Here is a 2,541-nt window from a genome sequence, read left to right on the forward strand (position 1 = left end):
GAGGTTCCCGGACCTATCGAAACTCCGGATCCGGTGGTCGATTCGCTCCCTGAGGTTCCCGATTCGGGCAATGTCGGCACGGGTGATCCCGGCCCGGCCGATCCGAACGGCCCGGTCGAAAACAATAACGGCAGCGACACCCCGGACGCCCCGGACGCCCCGGCAACTCCGGACAATCCTGAAGCCCAGCCGAGCGCGCCGGAGGTCGAAGCGCCCGCGACGCCCGGAGCGCCGTCGTCGTCCGAGAAACCGCCTGTTGCCGGGCCGGACACCCAGCCGACGGGTCCTGCCACCGACCCGACCGTGCCCGTACCGACCGCTCCGGTGACCGGCCCAACGCAACCCGCGCCGGACCCCACCGATGCGGTGGATGTCCCCGACGTGACGGCGGCCGAAAATCCCAGCGACGTCACAGGGCGGTGGGGAACAGTACCAAGCGGCTGGACGTTGACTGATTGGATTGCATATTTACTCACCGGTGCGCGCCCGTAATTGCTGCGCGGTAGCCCGGTGCGGAGGAGAAGGTGGAATGCATAAGCATTACAACGGGCTGAAAACCGTGCTGCTGCTGGGCGGCATGTGGGCGGTGCTGCTGGTTATCGGCGCGGTCATTGCCGGAGCTACCCGTAGCTCGGTGTTCATCGTGATCTTTGCCGTGATCGGACTGATCGGCACGGCGTACAGCTACTGGAACTCGGACAAACTGGCCATTCGGTCCATGCGGGCAATTCAAGTGACGCCGCAGCAAGCGCCCACCATGTACCGCATCGTGCATGACCTGTCGCAGCGGGCGGGCCAGCCCATGCCGCGTTTGTACATTGCCCCCACCATGAGCCCCAATGCGTTTGCAACCGGCCGTAACCCGGAGAATGCCGCCGTGTGCTGTACGGAAGGTATCCTCCAGATCTTGGACGAGCGCGAGCTGCGCGGGGTTCTGGGCCACGAACTGATGCATGTTTACAATCGAGATATCCTGACCTCTTCGGTGGCGGCAGCCGTGGCGGGGCTCATCACATCTGCCGCGCAATTCCTGCAGTTCGCCGCCATTTTCGGCGGCCGTGGCGGGGACCGCGGCGGCAATCCGCTGGTGGCCTTGCTCATGGCCTTCTTGGCTCCCGTTGCCGCCATGGTCATCCAAATGGCCATCTCACGGACCCGCGAATACGACGCCGACCAGGACGGCGCGCAGCTCACCGGTGACCCGCTGGCGCTCGCATCCGCACTGCGCAAGATCGAGGGCGGCGCCTCTCAGCGTCCGATGAATCCTAACGATCAACAGCTCGTCAACACGTCGCACCTGATGATCGCCAACCCGTTCCGGGGCGGCGGGCTCAAAAGCATGTTCCGCACCCACCCATCGACCGACGACCGTGTGGCTCGGTTGGAGAACATGGCGCGCAGCGGAGGGTTCTACGGCCGCACCAACTGATCAGCGACCAGCCACGGAAGAAGCCGTGACCCCAACCCGGGTCACGGCTTCTTTCTGACCCCACCAACGGCCTGTATCAGCGGTAATTCACGAACTGCAGGTCCACGTCGAGTTCTGACCCATTGAGCAGCGCAATCACATCCTGCAGATCATCGCGGGACTTGGAGGACACCCGCAGCTCGTCGCCCTGGATGGTGGCCTTCACACCCTTGGGCCCTTCATCGCGAATGAGCTTGGTGATCTTCTTGGCCTGGTCCTGGGCAATGCCCTCCTTGATGGTGGACTCGATGCGGTACTCCTTGCCGGAGGCGTACGGTTCACCGTCGTCCAAGGACTTCAGGGAAATGCCGCGCTTGACGAGCTTGGACTGGAACACGTCCAGAACGGCCTGGGCTCGTTCCTCGGAGTTGGCCTTGATCAAGATCTTCTCGCCCGAGAAGTCGATCTCGGCGCCCACCCCGCGGAAGTCGTAGCGCTGGGACACCTCTTTCTGAGCCTGATTGAGGGCATTGGAGACTTCCTGCTTGTCTACCTTGCTGACCACATCGAACGAAGATTCTGAAGCCACGGTGTTCCTTTCACTTGGGTGTTGGAGGCGTGCTGATAACTCTCACGGACCAGCCTAGTGGTCGTCCTGGTCTCCTGGTTGTTATCAATTTGTCACCGGGAGCACAGGCGGATTTCAGGACCACGGGTAAGGATGAGTCCATGACTCAGATCGACCGCAGCCGTTCTGCTTCAGACCATCATTCTTCCTTGTCAAGACGGGTTTTGCCCATGAAAAAGCAGTCGCGTATCCGTGTGCCCGGGGTCAAGGTCTCCAAGGCCGTACTCCGCCGGGGCAGTGGCGCCCTCGCGGGAACAGCGCTTGCCGCAGGACTTATCGTCGGTGGTTCCGGAGCGGCTCAGGCTCAACCACCCCGCGCACTGCTGACTCCTCCCGCCGTCCAGTCCAATGCAGTGGCCGGCCAGGGCGTGGCGGTCCAGCGGCGCCTGGCAGGCATCCGTCAAGACCTGGATCGCGCGGTCGCCCTGGGCGACGTCACCCAGGAGCAAGCGGATGCCTTTGCGGCCAAAATCGTTCGCCACATGAACTGATCGGACCAATTTTG

Annotated in this window: 3 protein-coding genes and 1 pseudogene; 3 read left to right on the forward strand and 1 reads right to left on the reverse strand. The window is 62.9% G+C overall.

The genetic code is table 11. The annotated features are described in order from the left end of the window. Positions 1 to 492 (forward strand): annotated as a pseudogene (locus Q4E95_RS06280) (hypothetical protein); the annotation flags it as partial. Between the two features lie 37 nt (positions 493 to 529). After that, positions 530 to 1,429, forward strand: a complete 900-nt coding sequence (gene htpX, locus Q4E95_RS06285; protein WP_303382507.1) for a zinc metalloprotease HtpX — start codon at positions 530 to 532, stop codon at positions 1,427 to 1,429. 76 nt (positions 1,430 to 1,505) lie between these two features. Here the strand turns inward: htpX and Q4E95_RS06290 are convergent, their stop codons facing one another. Next, positions 1,506 to 1,997, reverse strand: coding sequence for a YajQ family cyclic di-GMP-binding protein (locus tag Q4E95_RS06290; RefSeq protein ID WP_303382508.1), 492 nt, complete (start codon positions 1,995 to 1,997; stop codon positions 1,506 to 1,508). A gap of 209 nt (positions 1,998 to 2,206) precedes the next feature. On the opposite strand from Q4E95_RS06290, the gene Q4E95_RS06295 reads away from it, so the two are divergent. Further along, a complete protein-coding gene (locus Q4E95_RS06295; RefSeq protein ID WP_303382509.1) occupies positions 2,207 to 2,527 on the forward strand; it encodes a hypothetical protein in 321 nt (106 codons plus the stop codon). Positions 2,528 to 2,541 lie beyond the last annotated feature (14 nt).

The organism is Kocuria sp., assembly GCF_030536815.1.
In the GTDB taxonomy this organism is placed as follows: Bacteria; Actinomycetota; Actinomycetes; order Actinomycetales; family Micrococcaceae; genus Kocuria; species Kocuria gwangalliensis.